Below are 20,216 nucleotides of genomic sequence, written 5' to 3' on the forward strand. Positions count from 1 at the left end.
ACCAATATGGGCCCGGGCACCGAGTTTGCCGTTAGCCATCATGGGATACCGGTACAAGTTCCCCACCTGGTCAACCCCCAAAACCTCGCCACGACCATCACGATCCATATCTGGCGAAGCCATAATCTGGCCAAACGGCGTCACCGGCGGCGGACCAGGATCCGGTGGCGGCGGTGGCGGCGGCTTGGGGCTGCTCGCGTCGTAGGTGCGCAAAGTCGGCAGCTTGGCGTAAAGCCTGTTGCCGGGGCAATCGGTCGAATTGACATCGCGGTGCCCGGCTACCACTGGAACCGCCACTGTCTTGCCTGGGTATTTCACCGTGGCCTTGAGGTTAGAGACGTTTGATGTGCTCAAACGCCAGGCCATCAGACGACCAGCGGCGTCAACCGCCTTACCGGGCGGCTCAACAGAGGAGTAGGTGCCCAAGATCGACACGCCAACCGAACCAGTGTTATACGGGGCGGCGTGAGCCCCAACCACGTAGGCGCCTAGTGAACCGGAGCGCGCCTCCCAAATGCCACCTTGGCTGTCAACAACGAAGTTGTAGCCAATGTCGCTCCAACCGCGGCTATCCATGTGGTAGTTCTGAATGCCGCGTAAGACTCCCGGGGCTTGGGCCGTGGTGGTGCCGTTGGCGCCGGCAGTGTGATGCAGGACGGCGCCAGAGAGCTTGGCCGGGGCCGGATCGAACTTGCCTGGTTTCCTGGTGGTCCACTCAGTGCGCAAATGGATGGCCGGTTTGGCGGTCGCCTGGGGCTGGGCCGGCGCAGTTTGAGGCACGGCCGCGCCTGCGGGCAGGGCACCTGACGCCACCACCGGGGTGATGCCCAGTGGCAAGTCCGCCCCAGGCTGGGACAGAACTTGGACCTGGATGGCGGTCGCCTCTGGGGCCACCAGCGGCTCGGTGCCAGCCTTGGAATTGGCCGCCTCTGCCGTACCCGGATCCGGCGCGTCGCCGTCATCGGCCCCCGCCTCAACGTCAAACCACTCACTCCAGCCGTTGTCATCAGCCGTGCGCACCAAGACCCGACCGGGCTCCTGTCCTTCAGACCAACTGACCCCGGCAACGTAGAACTCCTCAGTCAACAAGGCCGGGGAGACCCAGCCCGTGATGGCTCCGGCCGGGTCGTCAAGGGCCACCTCTTGGGCCGGAGTGGCGCTTAGATCGAGGTTGTCTACCTCCCCTGGCGACGCCGGGTCAACCACGGCGTCCAAGTCAGCCGGGGCGTCATCGCCTGGAGCGACGTTGATGTCCTGGCCCTCGGCCTCGATCGCCCGGTCGACTGCCGCCGTGACTTCATCCGGTGAGGTCACCTCAGGGTCAGACAGACCGGCCGCAGGCGTGTTGGCCGCGTTTGTCTGGCCGGCCGCAGCCGGTGCGGCCAAGCCAACGCCAGCCAGCAAAACGCCGGCGCCAATGGCGGCTACCGCTTGTCGCCAGCCTTTCCGTGCGCTGTGGCCTGGGCCTTTGTTTGGGGGAAGAAACATCATTTGGGCTACCTCGTATTGGTTCGTGTCTAAAGGGGCCGCGCCACAGTTTACCGTCGCCAGCGCTCTGAACACCACTAATGCAAGGCGTGTCAGCTTTTGGCAGACTATGTTGCGTGGACCACACGGCAGGCCGTATAGAGCCTCTGGCGTATGAGGCAACCCGTCAGCCCGGGGTCAGGTTGTCAGATGCCGGTATCGACGTTGTAGTTGAGGCAGACCACGCCACTTTGGTTGAGTTTTGCGCCTTTGATCAGGTAGGCACTGAAAACCAAAACGAGACCAGATACCCACTATTTGGCCCCGAGGCCGGCGTTTGGCACGCCCACATTCCCGGCATAGGCCAAGGCCAACGCTACGGCCTGCGGGTCCACGGCCCCTGGGATCCGTCTGCTGGCCACTTGCATAACCCGGCCAAGCTCTTGCTCGATCCTTACGCCAAGCTGGTCGAGGGCATGCCCCAACTGACTGGGGCCTTGCACTCCCATGTGGTCGATGCGAACTTAGGCCCGGTATTTGATCCTTGGCGAGCTGACCCGCGCGATTCGGCCCCGGTTATGGCTTTTGGCGTTGTCGGTGAAGCGGACTATGACTGGGCTGGCTCCCAACGCCCCAATGTGTCATGGAGCCAAATGGTCGTCTACGAAGCCCACGTGCGCGGCCTGACCAAGAACCACCCTGACGTGCCTGAGCCTTTGCGCGGCACCTACGCCGGTGTGGCCGCCCCGGCCATGATTGAGCACTTGCAGCGCTTGGGCGTGACTTCAATCGAGCTGCTGCCGATCCACTATTCGATGTCAGAACCTCATCTGGCCACCAAGGGTTTGGCCAACTATTGGGGTTATTCGACACTCAACTACTTCGCCCCACACCCTCTTTACGCCACCGCCGCCGCCCAGGCAGCCGGCCCAGAAGCGGTGGTGCGTGAGGTCAAGGACATGGTTCGCTGCCTGCACCAAGCTGGCATTGAAGTGATTTTGGACGTTGTCTACAACCACACCTGCGAAGTTGGTCTGGGCGGCCCAACCGTGTCGTGGCGCGGCTTGGACAACCTGGCCTGGTATCTCCATGACGGCTCGGTCCCAGCCCGCTATGCCGATGTCACCGGCACCGGTAACGCCCTGGACTTCCGCCGGTCCAAAACCGTGGCTTTGGCCCTGGACTCGCTGCGCCATTGGGCCAACGACTATCAGATCGACGGTTTCCGCTACGACCTGGCGGTGACCATGGCCCGGGGCTACTCCGGTTTTGACCCCGACCATCCGTTTTTGGTGACTTTGATCACCGACCCGGTCCTACGCGGCTTAAAACACATCGCCGAACCCTGGGACATGGGGCCTGGCGGCTGGCAAACCGGCAATTTCCCACCACCAATAGCCTCTTGGAACGACTCCTTCCGCGGCGACGTGCGCAGTTTCTGGCTGGCCGGACCCAAGGAGCTGGCCGCCTCCCGCCCGGCCGGCAATGCCCGTGACCTGGCCACCCGCCTGTCAGGTAGCGCTGACCTCTTTGCCCACGCCAACCCGATGGCCCACCACGGCCCGGCCGGTTCGATCAACTTCGTGGCCGCCCATGACGGTTTCACGCTGCATGATCTAACCGCTTATGAGCACAAACTGAACCAAGCCAATGGCGAGGACGGCCGCGACGGCACCGACGACAACCGGTCCTGGAACCACGGCCTGGAAGGACCGCTTGATGCCCGGCACGATGACCCGACTGGTCTGGGCCTGGGCAGCGACGCCATTTTGAGCCTTAGGCTGCGCTCAACCCGCAATCTGCTGGCCATGCTGGCCTTTTCGGCAGGAGCCCCAATGCTGGTGGCGGGCGATGAGTTTGGCCGGACCCAGTTTGGCAACAACAACGCCTACTGCCAGGACAACGACATCTCTTGGATCAATTGGGATCTGCAACCCTGGCAGCTGAACCAACTGGACACCGCCAGCTTCCTGTTTCAGCTGCGTCGGCTCAACCCGGCTCTGCGCCCGGCCACTCATTTGACCGGTCGCGACACCGGCACCGGCCTGGCGGATCTGAGCTGGTACACCATGGACGGCGAGGTCGTCTCGCACGACCGTTGGCATCAGGACGATTTCAGAGCCGTCCAAATGCTGCGCCATGTCCCTGACGCGGCTACTCGCGATGCCTTGGTTTTGATCAACGGCCAGTTGGAGTCAACCGACGCTGTCTTGCCGGCCGGCCAGGAGTCAAGGCGTTGGGAATTGATCTGGGACTCGACCTGGGATCACCCCGGCGACAGGGATTCAGCCACCCAGGCCGAAGGCCCTGATGTCGTTACCCCAAGGCATGACACCGTGCCGGTCAACCCGCTGTCGACCCGCCTCTACCTTTCAATCTGAGCTAGAGGGCTGCCAAGCGGCAGGCCGTGAGGGCTTTAGCGTACGTGCACTACGTGGCCGGCCTGTCCATTTGGATCGAGCCGGAAGAAGGCTGTCTCGCCCCAAGTGAAGGCTTGGTCTGACAGCAGGTCATAGGCTTCGAAACTGTCCTGATCCGGGTCCAGGCCAAGGGCTTCAAGGTCAAATTGAACCTCGCCCTCGCGCACGGAATGCGGATCGAGGTTGAGCAGCACCACGATGGTGTCGGCTTTGCCATCAGGCGAATGCTCGGCCGGGACGTGGCGAGAGAAACAAATGGTCGAATCATCAGTCGTGGTGTGGATAGTCAAATTGCGCAGCCGTCGCAGGGCGACATGTTGCCGTTTGATCCGGTTGAGCAGCGTCAGCAGGGCTGATAGCTCCTGAGCCACCGGGGTGTTGAAGTCGCGGATCTTGTATTCGTACTTCTCGTTGTCAATGGCCTCTTCCGCCCCGGGCCTAGCGACATCCTCGACCAGCTCATAGCCGGTGTAAATGCCGTAGTTGGGCGCCCCCGTAGCAGCCAAAATGGCCCGGATCCGGTGCGCCGCCAGCCCGCCTTGCTGCATATAAGGCGTCAAAATGTCATGCGTGGTGGGCCAAAGGCTCGGCCGCATGAAGCTGCCCCATTCGCCGGCCAGCTCTTCGAGGTATTCGCAGACCTCTTCTTTAGTGTTACGCCAAGCAAAATAGGTATAGGACTGCTGGAAGCCGACCAAAGCCAGCGTGTGCATCATAGGTGGCCTGGTGAAAGCCTCGGACAGGAAAATCACATCCGGGGACTCGGCCGCAATCTGGGCAATCAACCGCTCCCAGAAGACCAGCGGCTTGGTATGCGGGTTATCGACCCTGAAGATCGTCACGCCATGGCTGACCCACAACCTGATGATCCGCAAGATCTCTAGATAAAGTCCATCCGGATCCTGGTCGAAGCTCAGCGGGTAGATGTCCTGATACTTCTTGGGCGGGTTTTCGGCGTAGGCGATCGAGCCGTCTGGCCGCTGAATAAACCATTCGGGATGTGATTTGACCCAGGGATGGTCCGGTGAGCATTGCAGGGCAATGTCCATGGCCACTTCCATGCCCAACAACCGCGACCGAGCCACCAGGGCGTCAAAGTCGTCAAAGCTACCCAGGTCTGGGTGCAGGGCGTCATGCCCACCTTCGGCGGTGCCAATGGCGTAAGGCGAACCCGGGTCAGTTGGCCTGGCGTTGAGCGAGTTGTTCCGGCCCTTGCGATTAGTTGCTCCAATGGGGTGGATTGGCGTCAAATAGAGCACGTCAAAGCCCATTTCCGCAATCCGGTCAAGGTTGGCGGCCAGGGTCTTGAAGTTGCCTGTAACCCAACCGGTTTCAGGTGAAAAGGTCGCCCCAACCGAACGTGGGAAAACCTCATACCAAGAACCGACCAAGGCCCGCTCGCGCTGCACCACCAGGTGGTAGGTGGCCGATTTAGTTACATCCAGCCGCAACGGTTTGGCCCGCATCAGGTCGAAGACCTCACCTCCAGCCCCGGCGGCCAGACGTTCGGCCGCCGGCAAGGCGCCGTTGCGCATTTTGGCGGCGGCCTCAATCAGCAGTTGGCGGCCGTCCGCTGCCGGCCCATCGGTCAATTCCTTGGCGTGTTTGCCGCCACCTTGGCCTTTAGCCGGAGCCTCGCCGCCCAGGGCCGTGGCCGCCTGTTCCAGCAGCCTGGCACCCATTTCCAGCATCAGGTCGGTGTCAACATCGGCTTCGACCTTGATAACCGCGTCATGGTGCCAGGTGGCATAGGGGTCGAACCAGCCCTCGACCCTAAAAGACCACTCACCGAGCGCGTCCGGCACTACCGACCCGCCCCAACGGGCCAAGCCTCGGCTGAGTTCCGTCATCGGCCACCGGGTGACCTGCCCGGTTGGCGAAACCAGTACCGCCGTGGCGCCTACGGCATCGTGCCCCTCTTTGAAAACCGTGGCCTCGATTGGCACGGCCTCGCCTACCACCGCCTTGGCCGGCCAACGCCCGCCTTCGCAGGTCGGTGAGACCTCAGTTACGCCGATCCGACCGATGCCGGCTCTATCAGCTGGGCGGGGAGTCCTGACTTGCCAATGGATGACAGGGGCTGTGTCTTTCGCCGTTGAGTTCACGCCAACAAATCTATCGCGCCCAGGGGAAATCCGGGCGGCCACAAGCCGGTCGAATTGCGCTGGGTCGGTGACCTCACCGCCGTCTACCTGAGGCGCTGGCCTAAGCAAACGCCGCCGGCCAGGGCCCTGGACGGCTCACCGGGCCGGTTGGCGCCACCCTCGGCGGCCGAATACCGGTAGTGTCTTTGCGCGTGAGACTGATTCGTCGCTTCACCGTAAGGACCGTCCTGCCTGAGGCCATCGCCGCCCTGGACCAACTGGCTACCAATCTGCGTTGGTCTTGGCACGCCCCCACCCGTGAACTGTTCAGGCAGATCGACCCAGAGGCCTGGGATGAGTTGCACGGTGACCCGGTCGCACTACTGGGCTCACTTGGACCTGGCCGGCTTGATGAACTGGCCGCCAACGCCGGCTTTATTGACCAGGTCAACGGCGCAGCCAATGATTTGAGCGAATACATGCACTCGCCGCGCTGGTACCAACAGCAACCGGCTGATCTACCAGCTGGTATTGCCTATTTCTCACCTGAATTCGGCATCACCGCGGCTTTGCCGCAATACTCCGGCGGCCTTGGCATTTTGGCCGGCGACCACCTCAAGTCCGCCTCTGACCTGGGAGTTCCCCTAATCGGGGTGGGGTTGTTGTACTCCTCGGGTTATTTCAAACAGGCCCTAACTCGCGACGGCTGGCAATCTGAGACCTATCCCGTGCTCGACCCAGATGGGCTGCCCTTATGCCTGCTGCGTGACCAAGACGCAAGGCCCGTCATGGTCGAACTGGCTCTACCGGAGAATCGCAGGCTGCGAGCCCACATTTGGAAGGCCCAAGTCGGTCGGGTGCCGCTGCTGCTGTTGGACTCCAATGTGCCTGCCAACGACGAACAGGCCCGTTTGGTGACAGACCGGCTTTACGGCGGCGGTGGCGAACACCGGCTAGAACAAGAACTGCTGCTCGGCATGGGTGGGGTCAAGGCCGTGCGGGCCTACTGCGCCCTAACATCAACCACCGCGCCGGAGGTGTTCCACACAAACGAGGGACACGCCGGCTTCCTGGGCATCGAACGGATCAAGGAATATGTGGCCGGAGGCTTGAGCTTCGCCGAGGGGTTGGAGGCCGTGCGCGGCTCAACCGTCTTCACCACCCACACCCCGGTGCCGGCTGGCATTGACCGTTTCGACACCTCCTTGGTGGCGCACTACTTCAGCGGCGATCTGGCCATCGAAGGGATCAGCACCGAAGACATCTTGAGCCTTGGCGCCGAAGACTACGAAGGCGGCAACCGGCAGGTTTTCAACATGGCGGTAATGGGCCTGCGCCTGGCCGGGCGGTCAAACGGTGTCTCGCTGCTGCACGGCGAGGTCTCAAGGAAAATGTTTTCCGGCCTGTGGCCTGGTTTCGATGCCAGCGAGGTGCCAATCAGCTCAATCACCAACGGCGTGCACGCGCCGACCTGGACCGAACCGGCTTTCAGCGAGATCGAAGCTTCGTTTGGGGTCGACGCCGGCTCTGGAGTCGGGGCTTGGGCCCACGCTGCGGCAGCCTGGCTTGACCCTTCCGATGTCAGCGATGAACGTCTTTGGACCCTGCGGCGTGAAGCCCGAGCCCAGTTGGTGCTTGACGCTAGGCGACGGTTGCGCCAAAGCCACCTGCGCCGCGGCGCCAGCCCAGCCGAGCTCGGCTGGATCGACCAGGCCCTCTCGCCTGACGTCCTGACAATCGGTTTTGCCCGGCGGGTGCCGACCTACAAACGTCTGACCTTGATGTTGCGTGACCCAGAACGACTGCGGCAGCTGCTCTTGGACCCCGACCGGCCAATCCAGCTGGTCATTGCTGGCAAAGCCCATCCAGCTGACGAACAAGGCAAGTCATTGATCCGCGAGCTGGTCCGTTTCACCGATGATCCGGAATTGCGCCACCGCATTGTCTTCTTGCCCAACTACGACATGGGCATGGCCCGGACCTTGTTCCCGGGCTGTGACGTTTGGCTAAACAATCCGCTTAGGCCGCTGGAGGCCTGCGGCACCAGTGGTATGAAAGCCGCCTTGAACGGCGCGCTGAACCTGTCCATCCTCGATGGCTGGTGGGACGAGTGGTACGACGGCACCAACGGCTGGGCCATTCCCACGGCCGATGGCGTTCAAGACGCCGGCCGGCGCGACGACTTGGAAGCAGCCGCCCTCTACGACCTGATTACCGACCAGGTGGCGCCGCGTTTCTACAACAATGATGACCGCGGTCTGCCGGCGACTTGGCTCGAGATGGTCCGCCACACCCTGGCCACATTGGCGCCCAAGGTTCAGGCCACCCGGATGGTGGCGGAATACGTCGACCGGCTCTACGCCCCGGCCGCCGCCCTGGGCCGGGATTTGAGCCAGAACGGCGCCACCGCGGCCAAAGAACTGGCCGCCTGGAAAGCCAAGATTCGCCGGGCTTGGCCCCAGGTCAAAGTCGAACATGTCGAATCTGGTGGCGTCGACGACGTGGTCCAGGTTGGCGACACTCTGACGGTGACGGCTTACGTTTGCCTGGGCGAGCTAACGCCTGATGATGTCGAAGTGCAGGTGGCCTTCGGCCGGGCGACAGAGGGCGACAGCCTGAAGCCCGGCTATGCCACACTGCCGCTTGGGGTTCTCCACACCTACGATGCCGGTAACTTCGGTTTTGTTGGCGATGTCACCTTGGACATTTCCGGACCATTTGGTTACACCGTGCGGATTGTGCCGCGCCATCGCCACCTGGTCTCGTCAGCCGATATGGGCCTGGTGGCCAGCGCCAGCTAACCGAACCCCAAATCCCGCGAGTCCAGGCTTTGGCATGACCACGATCTATCGGCGTGGCAGCAGATAGACTGGCGAGGAGTGATCGTCTGGGGCCAATGGCGTGCCCCGACGGCCTCCGATTTGCGAAAAGGTGGAGTATGAGCATGGACCTCGTCCCCGTCCCGGTTGATTCATCAGTACTTTGGGAAGTCGCCCACGGTATGAACCACGACCCACACGCAGTGCTTGGGCCGCATGCCTACCAGGGCGGCGTCACCATTAGGACCCTGCGACCCCTGGCCGACGAAGTCCTGATTGTGACACCTGATGGTCGGGTCGAAGCCTCGCACGAACAGGACGGCATTTGGGTGGCCGTGATCGAAGGCGAAGAGGTACCGGACTACCGCGTCAGGACCACCTACGGTGACGCCGTCGAGCTGGTCGACGACCCTTACCGCTTCATGCCATCACTGGGTGAACTCGACTTGCAGCTAATCCACGAGGGCCGCCACGAAGAGCTCTGGCGCGCCCTGGGCTCGCAGGTGCGGACCTACCCCTCAGTCCTAGGTGAGGTCCGGGGTACCTCATTTGCCGTCTGGGCTCCTGAGGCCCAAGCCGTCAGGGTGATTGGCGATTTCAACTCCTGGACCTCGGGCGCCACAGCCATGCGCTCCCTGGGCAACACCGGGGTTTGGGAAGTGTTCGTACCCGATGTCACCCCGGGCAACCTCTACCGCTACGAAATCCAGACCAAGGACGGCATGTGGGTGCAAAAGGCCGACCCGATGGCCCGGCGCTGCGAACTGCCGCCCGCCACCGCCTCGATGGTGGAGGAATCCGCCTACACCTGGCAAGACCAGGACTGGCTCGACCAGCGGGCCTCGTTTGACCCGCACCACGGCCCGATGTCGGTCTACGAAGTTCACATGGGTTCGTGGCAGGAAGGTTTGAGCTACTCTCAGGCCGCCGATGAACTGGTCGAATATGTCTCCGCCTTGGGTTTCACCCACGTTGAGTTTATGCCGCTGGCCGAGCATCCTTACGCGCCCTCATGGGGTTACCAAGTCACCGGCTACTTCGCCCCGACTTCCCGCTTTGGCTCACCAGACGACCTGCGCTACCTGATCGACAAACTGCACCAGGCCGGCATCGGCGTCATCATGGACTGGGTGCCGGCGCATTTCCCCAAAGATGGCTTTGCGCTAGCCCGTTTCGATGGTTCGGCTCTCTACGAATATGCCGACCCCCGCCAGGGCGAACACCCGGACTGGGGCACGCTGGTGTTCAACTATGGCCGGACCGAAGTGCGTAACTTCCTGGTGGCCAACGCCTGCTATTGGTACGAGGAGTTCCATGTCGACGCTCTTAGGGTCGACGCGGTCGCTTCGATGCTTTACCTCGATTACTCGCGCGACGAGGGCCAATGGGTGCCAAACGCCTATGGCGGACGCGAAAACCTCGAGGCCATTGGCTTCTTGCAGGAAACCTGCGCCACAGCCTACAAACGCTATCCCGGTGTCATCATGATTGCCGAAGAATCGACCGCTTGGCCCGGGGTGACACAGGCGACCTCAGCCGGTGGGCTGGGCTTTGGGCTGAAGTGGAATATGGGTTGGATGAACGACACTCTGCGCTACTTAGAAGAGGATCCGGTTCACCGCAAGTATCACCACGGCGAGGTCACCTTCTCGCTGGTTTACGCCTTCTCAGAGAACTTCATCCTGCCGCTGTCGCACGATGAGGTTGTGCACGGCAAGGGTTCGCTGGTCGGCAAGCTGCCGGGCGACCGTTGGCAAAAGCTGGCCGGTCTGCGCGGGCTGTACTCCTATCAGTGGTCCCATCCGGGCAAACAGCTGCTCTTTATGGGCAGCGAGTTTGGTCAAGAAGCCGAGTGGAACTCTGGCCAATCGCTCGACTGGTGGTCGATGGACAACGCCGATCAGGCCGGTGTGGCTGCCCTGGTGGCGCGGCTCAACACGGTCTACAAGCAGCACCCGGCGCTGTGGCAGCAGGATTCCGACCCGGCCGGCTTTGAGTGGATCGACGCCGATGACGCCGACCACAACGTACTGGCCTACATTCGCAAGGCCGAGGATGGCTCAATGGTGGTGGCTGTGATCAACTTCGCCGGCACTCCGCATGAGGGCTACCGGCTGGCCTTGCCTAAGGGCGGCGCCTGGACGGAGATCATGAACTCTGACGCCACCGAATATGGCGGCTCTGGCGTGGGCAACCTTGGCGCGGTTGAGGCCGAGGCCCTGCCCTGGCACGGTCGCGATCATTCTGCTGTCATCCGGATTGGCCCGCTGGGTGCGGTCTGGTTCGCGCCGGCTGAAGGCTCTAAGGACCCTAAGGGCTCTGAAGACCCTGAAGACACTGAGGACTGATCGGGGTGGGCGCGAGGTCTGCCTGACCTGCGCGCCGCCTCATTGTGGCCGGAGTTAGGCCATTGGCCGGGCCAGAGGTTGCCAGCCCAAAGGCCACGCCGCGCCATCGGGGCCGGATTTAGTCCATTGGCCGGCCCCTTAGGATGGGGCGATGAGCTTTACTGACGACGCCGTAGCCGCCATCGTTCCGGCCCAGGTGGTGTCGGTTGGCCCGGACCGGCTGGAAGAAGTGATGGACTTCGACGGTTTGGTTTGGGGCGAGGAACACCCGGCATCGGAGGCTGCCTACCTGCGTGACCTGATCGAATGGGACCGCAGCTTTGGCCTGGAGACCGACAGGCAATTGGTTGGCTTTTGTTCGGCCTTTAGCTTCGATGTGCCGGTGCCCGGCGGCCAGCGCCTCGACATTGGCGGGCTGACCGCTGTGGGAGTTCATCCGGCCTACCGCCGGCGCGGTTTCCTCAAAGCCCTCCTGGCCAGGCATTTCCAGGACTGTTGGGACCGGGGCGAACCGGTCTCACTGCTTTTCGCCAGTGAACCGGAGATCTACGGTCGCTTTGGCTACGGCGTTACCAGCCGGGCAGCCTGCCTAACGATCCCGCGCGGCACCGAACTGAGGCCCGTTCCGGGCTGCGACGCCACGTCGGTGGTCATAGAGACGGCCGAATACGATCGCCACGCCGCCATAGTCAAGGAAGTCTGCCTGGCCGCAGGCCAAGGGCCCTTGGCCCGGCCGGCCTGGACCTTGCCGACAACTGAGGGCGAGTGGCGCCGGTGGTTCTACAACCCACCAGAGACCCATCGCAAAGTCGAAAGACGGCGCATCGCGGTGGTTTGGACGGACGGACGGCCCACCGGGGTGGCCATTTTCCGCCGGGACGGCAAATGGGGCGACTGGGTGCCCGAAGCCACCTTAGAGGTGATCCTTTTGGTGGCCCTAGACCCAGCCAGTCACCACTCGCTTTGGTCGACTCTGCTCCACATGGATCTGGTCAAGACCATCAAAACTGATTTGATGCCGCTCGACGAGCCGCTCTTCGCCCAGGTGACTGACCCGCGGCCAATTCGCGCACCAGTCATCGACTGCCTGCACGCCCGTGTCCTGGACTTGCCGGCAGCCCTGGAGGCGCGGCGTTACGGCGCGCCGATCGATGTCGCCATGGCGGTAACCGACCGACATTTTCCGTCGAACGCTGGTTTGTGGAGACTGGTCGGTGGGCCAGATCGGGCCACCGTGACTCGATTGGGCGAGCCGCCGGTTGACCCGACTGTGGCCGATCTGACACTCGACATCAGGGAAGTCGGAGCGATTTTCTTCGGCGGCATCTCGGCCGCCGCCTTGGTCGCAGGGGGCTTGATCCAAGCCCGCGATTCCTCCCCAGCACACGCGGTTGACCTGGCCTTCCGCTCACCGTTGCATCCGGCTTCGCCCTACGGCTGGTGATGTCGAGACCTTGTTGGCGACCCTCCGGTTTAGAGCGGACCTGATCGATTGACCACGGCTCGCGGAGCCGTCGCGGTTCGCTTGGACCTGGTCGGTTAGTGACCTGAGGCGACCAGCTCAGCCAGGGCGCCGGCACCGGCGGACAGCTCCGCCCAGGTGCAGGCGAAATCAAGGACTGCTCGGGCCGCAGTGGGCATGCCCCGCTGCAAGCAGGCCAAGGCCTGGCCGTTTGAGGCTGGGCCCGCCAGGGCCTTGGCGGTGGCGGACATAGTCGGTTCGTGGCCCACGACAAGCACCCGGTGCCAGGCCGGGTCGACCTGTCTCAACAGCTCGAGCAGCTCATCGACGTAGGCCCGGTAGAGCTCGCCGCTTAGCTGGGGCGCCAACTTCCAACCGGCGTTCACCGCGACCAGCTGATAGGTCTGCTCGGTCCTTTTGGCGCTGGAGACCAAGGCCAAATCCGGTTCGAAACCGGTTGCAGCTAGGTCGCGGCCCACAGCGGCGGCCTGACGCTGGCCGCGAGGGGCCAATGATCGTTCGCTGTCTAGACCCCATTCGCCGGTGACCGCCTTGGCGTGACGCAACAAAACCAGCCGGCGAGCGCCGAAAGCTTGGACCTCAAGGTGACTAGACGACATCGGGCAGCCCGAGCAGCGCTTGGCGCAGCGTGTCCAACCCAAGCGACCCCAGCGCCAGCGCCTGGGCGTGGAACGACTTCAGGTCGAAGTTCGCGCCGCCCGCTTCAGCCGCCGCCTGGCAGCTGCGGCGCAGGTCCTGCCACTGTTGCAGGCCAATTAGATAGCTGGGTGCCTGGCCTGGCCAACCCAAGTAACGTTCAAGCTCAAAGTCGACAAACGAATCATCCATGGCCACGTTGGCGCGCAGGAAACGATGCGCCTTGGCCGCATCCCACCTCCCGCCGCCACCCCAACGCTTAGGGAAGTCTTTGCCCAGGTGAACGCCGATATCCAGGGCCACGCGGGCTGCCCTCAGCCGCATCGCGTCGAGCATGCCCAGGCGGTCGCCCGCATCGTCCATGAAGCCCAGCTCGCCCATCAGAGCCTCGGCGTAAAGCGCCCAGCCTTCGCCGTGACCAGAACACCACAGGCCCAGTCGCCGCCAGCGGTTGAGACTGTCCGCTAAGTAGGTGGCCAGGCCGAGCTGGAGGTGGTGGCCGGGCACGCCCTCGTGGAAAACGGTGGTCCGCTCGCGCCAGGTGTGGAAGGTCTCGATGCCGGCCGGCACCGACCACCACATGATGCCTGGCCTGGAGAAGTCTTCAGTTGGCGCAGTGTAGTAAATGCCTCCGGAGCCGCTCGGCGCGATTCTGCCCTCTAGACGTTTGACCGGCTCGGGCAGGTCGAAAGAGGTCCCGTCCAGCTCAGACATGGCTTGGTTGGCCAGGTCATTCATGTATCGCTCAAGGGCGTCCGCGCCGGTTAGGGTGTAGCGCGGGTCCTGGTCGAGGCGCTGGTAGGCCGCCTCGACGCTGGTGCCTTGGCCGTACAGCGCCTGGGCCAAGTCGCCTTGCTCGGCCGTGATCGCCTCCAGTTGGTCCAGACCCCACTGGTAGGTCTGGTCCAGGTCGACGGCCGTGCCCAGGAAGTAGCGCGACCACAGCTTGTAGCGCTCGCGGCCAACACCATCTGGCTTTGGGGCGGCCGGGGCGATCTGGGTGGCCAGGTGTTCCGCCAGGTCGGCGAAGCCTCGCCGGGCCTCGGAGGCGGCTACGGCCAGGTCCCCAGCCAGGGCCGGACCGACTTGCGCGGCGCCTCGCTGGGCCAATTGATCGAGACTCGAGCCCGCCTGGGCCAGTTCTTCGGCTTGCCCGATGCCGACACTCACCTGCCTGCCAGCCGGCAGTTGGCCCGTGCGCAGGCCCAGGTCAAGGGTCCGCGCGTATGAACGCAAGGCTTCTGGTACGGCGGCCAGGCGGCGAGCGATAGTGGCCCAATCGTGCTCAGTGGTGGTCTCCATCAGGTCGAAGACATCGCGTATGTACTGGATTGGGCTGTCGACGTTGTTTAGGTTTCGCGTGAACTCACCGGCCTGGTCTAGTTCAAGCTCCAGGCCCAGCCGTTCACGCAGCGCCGCCGCCGTCACTTGATCAGTGGAGTCTTGCGGGGTCAGCTTGTCGAGTCTGGCCAGCGACTGGCGGACCAAGTCAATGCGGGTTTGCTGAGCGGCGGGCGAAAAGTCATCGAGCTCTGCGTCATGTCCCTTGACACCCAGCGAGGTGGCCAGGATGGGGCTAAGCGCGACTACACCGTCGTGGTAGCGCTCGGCCAATTGGTCGATTGGGCTTGGGCTCCGCCCGGCCGGGGCGGTGTTGGGGCTCACACAACCAACCTAGCGTGATCGGGTCTCGCCTATGTCTTCGCACCAACCAAGGTCCGGTGGGCCAGCTCCTATTGCCCCATGGCGTGCGCCCCGCCGTCGACGTGCACAATTTCGCCCGTGGTGGCCGGAAACCAGCCTGAGGCCAGTGCCAAGACGGCTTTGGCCGCCGGCACCGGGTCAGCCGAATCCCAGCCCAAAGGTGCCCGCTTGGCCCAAGCCCCTTCCATTTGGTCGAAGCCAGGGATGGCTTTGGCCGCCGTGGTTTTGACCGGTCCGGCGCTGACCAGATTTACCCTGACGCCTTGGGGTCCAAGGTCTCGTGCCAGGTAGCGGGCGGTTGACTCGAAGGCGGCCTTGGCCACACCCATCCAGTCGTAGACCGGCCAAGCGAAACTAGCGTCAAAGGTCAAGCCGACGATGCCGGCCCCAGGGCTCAGCAGCGGCAGCGTCGCCTGGGCCAAGGACTTCAGTGAAAAGGCCGAGGTCTCGACCGCGGTTGAGACGTCCTGCCAGGTGCCTTCCATGAAATTGCCTCCCATGACCGCCTGCGGCGCAAAACCAATCGAGTGAACCACCGCATCCAAACTGGGCAGATGCTGTTGGAGCCGCCCGGCCAGAGAATCAAGATCGGCCGCGTCGGTGACGTCAAGCAGCTCCATCGGCGCCTCGACCGGCAGCCGCTTGGCCGTGGCAGCCGTCAGCCGGGCGCCTTTGCCAAACGCGGTTAGAACCACATTGGCGCCTTCTTCCTGGGCCAACCGGGCCACCTGAAACGCAATCGACGCGTCCGTCAATACGCCTGTCACCAGGATGTTTTTGCCACAGAGGAGTCCCACCATGGTCCCTTTCTGCCTGGGGGCTAGTGCCCCATACCTAAACCGCCATCAACCGGAATGACCGCACCGGAAACATAGCCTGTGTCAGCTGAGGCCAACCAACGAACCGCAGCGACGACATCGGCCACTTGACCCAACCGGCCGGCCGGCACCTGCGCCAAAATGGCCTGCCGCCTATCTTCGCCCAGTTCGGCGGTCATGGCGGTTTCGATGAAACCCGGCGCCACCACATTGGTGGTGATGCCGCGGCCACCCAGTTCGTGGGTCAGCGACCGGGCCACGCCAACCAGACCGGCCTTCGAGGCCGCGTAGTTGGCCTGGCCAAAACCACCGGACAGGCCAACAACCGAGCCGATCAGCACGATCCGGCCCCGCTTGAGCCGCAGCATCGACTTGACGGCTCGCCGGGCACAGCGCAGCGCTCCAACCAGATTGGCGTCGATTACCTGGGTCAGCTCGTCCTCGCTCATCCTCATCAGCAGTTGGTCACGCACAATCCCGGCGTTGGCGACTAGTACCTCGACCGGGCCGTGGGCCTTTGCAGCAGCGGCGAACGCCGCCTCGACCGATGCCGCATCCGTGACGTCGCCTTCCAGTTGGAGGAGTTGGCCCCGCACTGCGCCGGCCGCTGCCGCCGCGGCGTCTGGTTGCGCCGCGCGGTCCAAACTGGCCACGTTGTCGCCTGCCGCCAAAAAGTCCTGGGCGATGGCCGCGCCTATCCCCCGGCCCGCGCCGGTGATCAAAACACTACGTCTACTGTCCAATGTTGTCTCCTGGCTGGTTCCATGGCTGGTAGCGACTTGCGCCTGTGCAGACTACTTCTGTGGCGGCCCGATCGCCCTGCCACTGGTATCCAACAAGTCTGGCCCCGCCTTGTGCGATCCCTCCAAATGCTGCCGCCGGCCTGGCCCAAAGAATTGGCTGGGCGGCGGCGCGGTTCGGGCCAGATTAGACTGGGATGCCATGTCACCTCGCATTGCCCTAGCGCAGATCAACCCGACTGTGGGTGACCTGGCAGGCAACGCAGATTTGATCTACTCCTGGGCCGCCGAGGCCACCCAAAGCGGCGCCCAGGTGGTCGTTTTCCCGGAAATGGCCCTGACCGGCTATCCGATTGACGACCTGGCGGGCAAACCCGGCTTGCAGCGAGCCGCCAAACTGGCCATAGCCAAGCTGGCCCAAAGACTGGACCGCGGCGGCATGGGCGCCTGCCAGGTAGTGGTCGGTGGGCTTGGTACCAACGACCAGGGCCAGCCCGTTGACATTGCCGCCGTCTTGCACCGAGGCCAGGTCCAGCAGGTTTACGCCAAACGCCACCTGCCAGCCACCGGCGACTATGACCAGTGTCGCGTTTTCGCCGCTGGCCACCGATCGGCTACTTTCGCCGCCCACGGCGCCAGATTAGGTCTCGCCATTGGCCACGACATTTGGTCGGCCGGCCAAGCGACAGGCGCCGGCCAGGCAGGCAAACAGCCCGCTGGCCGTTTGGCCAACCGATCCCCGGCCCTGGACCAGGATCAGGGCGCCCCTGGCCTCGACGCCCTTTTGGTGTTGGGCGGCTCCGCCTTTGAGCTGGGCCAAGACCAGGCCTGTCTGGCCCACGCCCGCAGGCAGACCAAACGGCTAGACGCCGCGGTGGTTTACGTCAACCTGGTTGGCGGCCAAGACGATCTTGTATTTGATGGTGGGTCTTTTGCGCTCAACGCCCAGGGCGACCTGGTTTGCCAGGCCGGCCGCTTCGCCCAGGAGTTGGTGTCTTTCGACCTGGCTGAACCTGCCACCGAGTTGGTGCCAAAACCTGAACTGGCCGAAGAAGAAGCGGTCTACCGGGCCATCACTTTGGGTCTAGGCGACTACGCCCGTAAGGGCGGTTTCGCCAAAGCCATCTTGGGTCTTTCCGGCGGCATCGATTCAGCCCTGGTGGCGACTTTGGCAGTTGACGCCTTGGGGGCGGCCAATGTCACCGGTGTGGCCATGCCTTCGGCCATTTCCTCACAGCATTCCCTGGACGATGCCGCAGATCTGGCCTCACGCTTGGGCCTGGATTTCCGTACCGTACCGATCAACGACTTGGTGGAACCTTTTGTGCGAAAGCTCAACCTGGCGGCGGTGGGGGCGGAGAACATCCAGGCCAGAGTGCGCGGCATGGTCCTGATGGGGATCTCCAACATGGAGGGCCACCTGGTCTTGGCCACCGGTAACAAATCCGAGTTGGCAGCGGGATATTCCACTATCTACGGCGATGCCGTAGGCGGCTACGCGCCAATCAGAGATGTCTACAAGACCCAGGTTTGGGCCTTGGCCCGCTGGCGCAACACCCTGGCCCGCCAAAGCGGTCAAGTCGAACCGATCCCGGAGCGGTCGATTGCCAAGCCGCCTTCGGCCGAGCTGCGTCCCGGCCAACTCGACACCGACTCGCTGCCCGAGTACGACATCCTCGATCCGGTTTTGCAGCGATATGTCGAACAAGGCTGGGGCCCGGCCGAGCTGGCCAGTGAAGATCACCCGGCCGCAGCGGTCGAATTGGCAGTCAGGCTGGCCGACAAGGCAGAATGGAAACGTCGCCAGTACCCGCCTGGCCCAAAGGTCACCGCCGTGGCGTTCGGGCGCGACCGGCGTTTGCCCATGACCAACCGCTGGCAGGAGGTTTGAAACGACGTGACCGAGATGCCCACCGCTTACAACCCGGCGCCCAAGGCGAGCTTGCCCGCAACCGGCCAGGGGGCGGCATCGGCCCTATCGCAGCAGGCCAAGGTTAGGATCCACCACCTTGGCCAAGCCAAACAGGCCGGCGAAAAGCTGACCATGCTAACCGCCTACGACCGGCCCACGGCCGAGGTCTTCGACCAGGCCGGCATCGATGTGCTGCTGGTAGGCGATTCCATGGCCAACGTCATGTTGGGCTATGACACGACCCTGCCGGTCACATTGGAACAGATGGAAAGCGCCACGCGGGCCGTGGCCAAGGCGGTCAAACGGGCCCTAGTGGTGGTAGACCTGCCCTTTGGCACCTACGAGTCCAGCCCTGAAGGCTGTTTTGACTCAGCTGTGCGGCTGATGAAAGCCGGCGCCCAAGCCGTCAAGTTTGAAGGCGGCGCGCGGGTTAGAGACCAGATCCGCCTGCTGTCCAGCTCAGGTATTCCGGTGATGGCACATCTCGGTTTTACGCCGCAATCGGTCAACACCCTGGGCGGCAACCGGGTTCAAGGTCGCGGCGACCAGGCCGCCCGCGCGCTGGCATTAGACGCTCGGGCCGTACAAGAAGCCGGCGCCTTTGCGCTGGTACTTGAGATGGTGCCGGCCGCCTTGGCCAGCCAGCTGACCGCTGATCTTGATATCGCCACCATCGGCATTGGGGCCGGCGCTGGCTGCGACGGTCAGGTGCTGGTTTGGACTGATATGGCTGGCCTTGAAGCCTGGACACCGTCTTTTGTGCGGCGCTTTGGCCAGCTGCGCCAAGATTTGGCCGATGCCGCTTCCGCCTACGCCCGGGCCGTTAGGCTGGGCCAGTACCCCGACCAGGAGCACTCTTTCGAATGAGTTCCGCTTTGGCCCCAATTGGCTCACTCAAGCCGGGCGTTGTTAGCCCCACCCGCTTGGTGCCGAAGGAAATAGAGCGGCCCGAATACGTTGGCAAGGCACAACCCGACTTAGAACCTTGGCCCGGCAGCGAAATCAACGATGCCGTCACCATTGCGGCGATTAGGCGGGCCTGCCAGTTGGCGGCCGAGGCCCTGGCCTATGTGGGAAAACACGTGGCACCAGGTGTCACCACCGATGAGCTGGACAGGCTTGGCCACGACTTCCTTATTGGCCGGGGCGCCTACCCGTCGACTTTGGGCTACAAGGGTTTTCCCAAGTCGCTGTGCACTTCGCTGAACGAGGTGATTTGCCACGGCATACCCGATTCGACCGTGATCCAAGACGGCGACATTGTCAACATCGACATCACCGCCTTCACCGATGGCGTTCACGGTGACACTAATGCCACCTTCTTGGCCGGTCAGGTTGACCCAGAGTCCCGGCTTTTGGTTGAGCGCACCCACCAGGCTATGACGCGCGGCATCAAGGCCGCCAAACCCGGGCGGGAAATCAACGTGATTGGTCGCGTGATCGAGGCCTACGCCAAACGCTTTGGCTACGGCGTGGTACGTGACTACACCGGCCACGGCGTTGGCCAGGCCTTTCACTCCGGCTTGGTCATCCCCCACTACGACACCGCCCCTGACTTTGATCAACTAATTGAGCCAGGCATGGTCTTTACGATTGAACCGATGCTGACTTTAGGTACCTACGACTGGCGGCTCTGGGACGACGGTTGGACCGTGGTGACGGCCGATTCAAAACGGACCGCCCAATTTGAGCACACCATCTTAATCACCGAAACAGGATCCGAGATTTTGACGCTTACCCAGTAGCGGGCGGATCGGCAGCCAGACCAAGCGACTAGGAGACACA

The 20,216-nt window shown here is 63.2% G+C and carries 13 protein-coding genes; 7 read left to right on the forward strand and 6 right to left on the reverse strand.

Annotated elements, in window-relative coordinates:
• Positions 1-1,491: N-acetylmuramoyl-L-alanine amidase (locus tag FWD29_01290; GenBank protein ID MCL2802580.1), on the reverse strand; the 1,491-nt coding region annotated here is incomplete at its 3' end.
• Between the two features lie 113 nt (positions 1,492-1,604).
• Here FWD29_01290 and glgX point away from each other — a divergent pair.
• Positions 1,605-3,848, forward strand: a complete 2,244-nt coding sequence (gene glgX / locus FWD29_01295) for a glycogen debranching protein GlgX (GenBank protein ID MCL2802581.1) — start codon at positions 1,605-1,607, stop codon at positions 3,846-3,848.
• Between the two features lie 35 nt (positions 3,849-3,883).
• On the opposite strand, the gene FWD29_01300 is transcribed toward glgX, so the two are convergent.
• Positions 3,884-5,992 (reverse strand): alpha-1,4-glucan--maltose-1-phosphate maltosyltransferase, encoded by a 2,109-nt coding sequence (locus tag FWD29_01300; GenBank protein ID MCL2802582.1) that lies wholly within the window; start codon positions 5,990-5,992, stop codon positions 3,884-3,886.
• A gap of 191 nt (positions 5,993-6,183) precedes the next feature.
• Between FWD29_01300 and glgP the strand changes: the two genes are divergently transcribed.
• The 3 genes from glgP (at position 6,184) to FWD29_01315 (ending at position 12,582) form a co-directional block, all read left to right on the forward strand.
• Positions 6,184-8,772 carry an alpha-glucan family phosphorylase gene (gene glgP, locus FWD29_01305; protein ID MCL2802583.1) on the forward strand — a complete coding sequence of 863 codons (2,589 nt, stop codon included), beginning with the start codon at positions 6,184-6,186 and terminating at the stop codon, positions 8,770-8,772.
• Positions 8,773-8,909: 137 nt separating this feature from the next.
• Entirely contained in the window at positions 8,910-11,138 is a 2,229-nt protein-coding gene (gene glgB / locus FWD29_01310; GenBank protein MCL2802584.1) for a 1,4-alpha-glucan branching protein GlgB, read from the forward strand.
• Between the two features lie 151 nt (positions 11,139-11,289).
• Positions 11,290-12,582, forward strand: a complete 1,293-nt coding sequence (locus FWD29_01315) for a GNAT family N-acetyltransferase (GenBank protein MCL2802585.1) — start codon at positions 11,290-11,292, stop codon at positions 12,580-12,582.
• A 95-nt stretch (positions 12,583-12,677) separates the two neighbouring features.
• Here FWD29_01315 and FWD29_01320 read toward each other — a convergent pair whose 3' ends face one another.
• The 4 genes from FWD29_01320 to fabG form a co-directional block, all read right to left on the reverse strand.
• Positions 12,678-13,220: a histidine phosphatase family protein gene (locus FWD29_01320; GenBank protein MCL2802586.1), complete on the reverse strand. Its 543-nt coding sequence runs from the start codon at positions 13,218-13,220 to the stop codon at positions 12,678-12,680.
• On the reverse strand, positions 13,210-14,922 hold the full coding sequence (locus FWD29_01325) for a DUF885 domain-containing protein (protein MCL2802587.1): 1,713 nt from the start codon (positions 14,920-14,922) through the stop codon (positions 13,210-13,212). The genes FWD29_01320 and FWD29_01325 overlap by 11 nt, the downstream gene beginning before the upstream one ends.
• Positions 14,923-14,990: 68 nt before the next feature.
• On the reverse strand, positions 14,991-15,758 hold the full coding sequence (gene fabI / locus FWD29_01330; protein MCL2802588.1) for an enoyl-ACP reductase FabI: 768 nt from the start codon (positions 15,756-15,758) through the stop codon (positions 14,991-14,993).
• A 23-nt stretch (positions 15,759-15,781) separates the two neighbouring features.
• A complete protein-coding gene (gene fabG, locus FWD29_01335; GenBank protein MCL2802589.1) occupies positions 15,782-16,522 on the reverse strand; it encodes a 3-oxoacyl-ACP reductase FabG in 741 nt (246 codons plus the stop codon).
• A 199-nt stretch (positions 16,523-16,721) separates the two neighbouring features.
• On the opposite strand from fabG, the gene FWD29_01340 reads away from it, so the two are divergent.
• From FWD29_01340 to map, 3 genes are read left to right on the forward strand one after another with little or no spacing between them, the layout of a single operon-like run.
• Positions 16,722-18,410: an NAD+ synthase gene (locus tag FWD29_01340; GenBank protein ID MCL2802590.1), complete on the forward strand. Its 1,689-nt coding sequence runs from the start codon at positions 16,722-16,724 to the stop codon at positions 18,408-18,410.
• Positions 18,411-18,425: 15 nt separating this feature from the next.
• Positions 18,426-19,298, forward strand: a complete 873-nt coding sequence (gene panB / locus FWD29_01345) for a 3-methyl-2-oxobutanoate hydroxymethyltransferase (GenBank protein ID MCL2802591.1) — start codon at positions 18,426-18,428, stop codon at positions 19,296-19,298.
• Positions 19,295-20,176 (forward strand): type I methionyl aminopeptidase, encoded by an 882-nt coding sequence (map, locus tag FWD29_01350; protein MCL2802592.1) that lies wholly within the window; start codon positions 19,295-19,297, stop codon positions 20,174-20,176. The genes panB and map overlap by 4 nt, the downstream gene beginning before the upstream one ends.
• Positions 20,177-20,216 lie beyond the last annotated feature (40 nt).

Source organism: Micrococcales bacterium, assembly GCA_009784895.1.
Lineage (GTDB): Bacteria > Actinomycetota > Actinomycetes > Actinomycetales > WQXJ01 > WQXJ01.

What these genes read in the sequence shown, in the direction of transcription:
- glgB (MCL2802584.1), top strand. Translation starts at nt 8,910, where the DNA reads ATGAGCATGGACCTCGTCCCCGTCCCGGTTGATTCATCAGTACTTTGG.
- FWD29_01315 (MCL2802585.1), top strand. Translation starts at nt 11,290, where the DNA reads ATGAGCTTTACTGACGACGCCGTAGCCGCCATCGTTCCGGCCCAGGTG.
- FWD29_01320 (MCL2802586.1), bottom strand. Translation starts at nt 13,220, where the DNA reads ATGTCGTCTAGTCACCTTGAGGTCCAAGCTTTCGGCGCTCGCCGGCTG.
- FWD29_01340 (MCL2802590.1), top strand. Translation starts at nt 16,722, where the DNA reads ATGTCACCTCGCATTGCCCTAGCGCAGATCAACCCGACTGTGGGTGAC.
- panB (MCL2802591.1), top strand. Translation starts at nt 18,426, where the DNA reads ATGCCCACCGCTTACAACCCGGCGCCCAAGGCGAGCTTGCCCGCAACC.
- map (MCL2802592.1), top strand. Translation starts at nt 19,295, where the DNA reads ATGAGTTCCGCTTTGGCCCCAATTGGCTCACTCAAGCCGGGCGTTGTT.